This is a genomic window from Bacteroides sp. AM16-24 (assembly GCF_003471885.1).
Taxonomy (GTDB): domain Bacteria; phylum Bacteroidota; class Bacteroidia; order Bacteroidales; family Bacteroidaceae; genus Bacteroides.
In genome coordinates this window covers 1-2484 of the sequence record NZ_QRKI01000046.1, presented here as the reverse complement: position 1 = coordinate 2484, position 2484 = coordinate 1, and the positions used below count along the sequence as shown (strand labels likewise).

General features: G+C 43.6%; 1 protein-coding gene. It reads left to right on the top strand.

The genetic code is table 11. The features are described from left to right. The first annotated feature begins 564 nt into the window (after window positions 1–564). Window positions 565–2367, top strand: coding sequence for a reverse transcriptase domain-containing protein (locus DW182_RS21980; protein WP_008646012.1), 1803 nt, complete (start codon window positions 565–567; stop codon window positions 2365–2367). Window positions 2368–2484: the final 117 nt, after the last annotated feature.

Below are 2484 nucleotides of genomic sequence, written 5' to 3'. Positions count from 1 at the left end.
CTGCGCCCATAAGGGCATATAGTAAATGTAGGCTTAGCAACCTACCCGGCAAGGGTTTTCAACGCCGGTCATTAGCCAACTTATCCACTTAGCCGAAAGGCGGTGGGGAGTGTCGCATGTTGGAAACGGCATAAGTCAGCTAACTATCATGCTGCTACTGAATGTCTAAATGAAATGATAGATATGAGGATGAAGACTATACTGTTTGAACGACAGTCCGAGTTGTTAGTTGGTAAACCCCGACGGAAGATAGTTACAAACGTCGGGCTGCAATACTTCTACTTTCCTACCTCAAGTACGAGAGCCGAAAACCGATTGCAGAACAGCCGCAATAAGCGGAAAAGGACGAAAATCGCATCCGACAATCTATTGAGCTATGTTACTATATGTCTAAATGGGGATTGTCTAAGTAGGAATGCCGAAAGGCTATGGGGTTTGCCCTCTGAATATCCTATATGACAACAGAGTCTCCGTAGTAGTCCGAGCAAGGGAAAGCCTTGTACATGGCGAAGGGAGACAGTGAGTTATTATTTAATATGTTTAACGAATGATGTGTGAGACATTATGAGAGATTCAGCAAATGTATTAAACAGTCTGGCTGGGCACAGCCAAGACCCTAATTACAAGTTTGAACGGCTTTACCGACTGCTGTTCAATGAAAATCTGTACGCACTTGCCTATCAAAAGTTGTCGCAGAATGCGGGCAACTATACGAAAGGCACAGACGGGCAGACCATAGACGGAATGAGCATAAAGCACATTCACTCTATCATTGGACAGTTGAAAGACGAAAGTTACCGTCCGTGCCCTGCACGGAGAATTTACATTCCCAAAAAGAATGGCAAGCAACGTCCTTTAGGCATACCAGCCTTTAAGGACAAACTTGTACAGGAAGTTGTAAGGATGATTCTTGAATCCATCTACGAAGGTCATTTTGAAGACTGCTCGCATGGATTCAGACCACACCGTGGCTGTCATACGGCTATGGCTTCCTTACAAAAGGGAGGTACGGGAGCACGTTGGTTCATCGAGGGAGACATCAAGGGTTTCTTTGACAACATCAACCATGATGTTTTAATCGGAATCCTTGCTGAAAGAATCAATGACGAGCGTTTCCTGCGACTGATACGTAAATTCCTCAAAGCAGGCTACATGGAACAATGGGAGTACAAAAATTCCTATATCGGAACACCGCAGGGAGGCATAATAAGTCCGATTTTGGCGAATATTTATCTTGACAAACTCGATAAATTTATGCGGAACTACATAAACGTCTTCAATAAAGGTAAAGCACGTGTACGCAACCCCGAATATAAAAGGGTTGCAAATCGTAAGGACAAACGTGTAAAGAAACTGAAGAATGAAACAGACGAGCAGAAGAAAGAAGCATTGCGCAGGGAGATAGCCATTCTCCACCGTGAGATGCAACAACTTCCTGCAACTCTTGACATGGACGAAAACTTCAAACGCATGAGGTATGTACGCTATGCCGATGATTTTCTGATTTGCGTAATCGGAAGTAAAGAGGACTGTGTAAAAGCAAAGGGGGACATTAAGACCTTTCTGCAAGATACGTTGAAACTCGAACTTTCGGATGAAAAGACGTTAATCACCAACTCACACGACGCAGCCAAATTTCTCGGCTTTGATGTTACAGTCCGCAGTACGGACAAGACGAGAAAGGATTTCAGAGGAATCCCCATACGCTCACTTGACCATAAAGTGGTTCTTCTCCTGCCTTATGAGGTTATGAGAAAGAAACTGCTTGACTATAATGCGATGCGCATAATAATCAAGAATGGCAAGGAAGCATGGGAATCGACCTCACGCCCGTATCTCCGTAGTAATGATGACCTTGAAATACTCAACCGATACAATTCGGAAATTCGGGGAATCTATAACTACTACTGTATTGCAAACAATGTCAACATTCTCAATAGTTTCTATTACTACATGAAAGAGAGTATGTATAAAACATTATCATCCAAGTATGAATCAACCGTAAGGAAAATAATCCGTAAATATTGCCGGAATAAAGTCTTTACAGTAAGGTATGAAAACAACAAGGGCGAAATGTTGGAACGTACTATTTATCATGGAGGGTTCAAGCAGAGAAAAGACGCGCGTATTGACAATGCGCATATCATGCCCAGTTATCGCGGGACTGAAAGTACCAGCCTTATGGCTCGGTTGAAAGCCCGTGAATGTGAATATTGCGGAGCGGAGGACAACCTTAGAATGGTGCATGTCCGCAAGCTAAAAGACCTGAAAGGCAAACAGGAGTGGGAACGCTTCATGATTGCCAGACAGAGAAAAACAATAGCAGTATGTGAAAATTGTTATCGTAAGATTCATGAAAAGAAATAGACTGAAAATAACCATGGAGAGCCGTATACATGGAGACGTGTACGTACGGTTCGGTGGCGAGCGTTTAGAAACCTACCGTCCGAAAGGACGGCAAGGCGCTTTGCGCTTAGCCTGTGG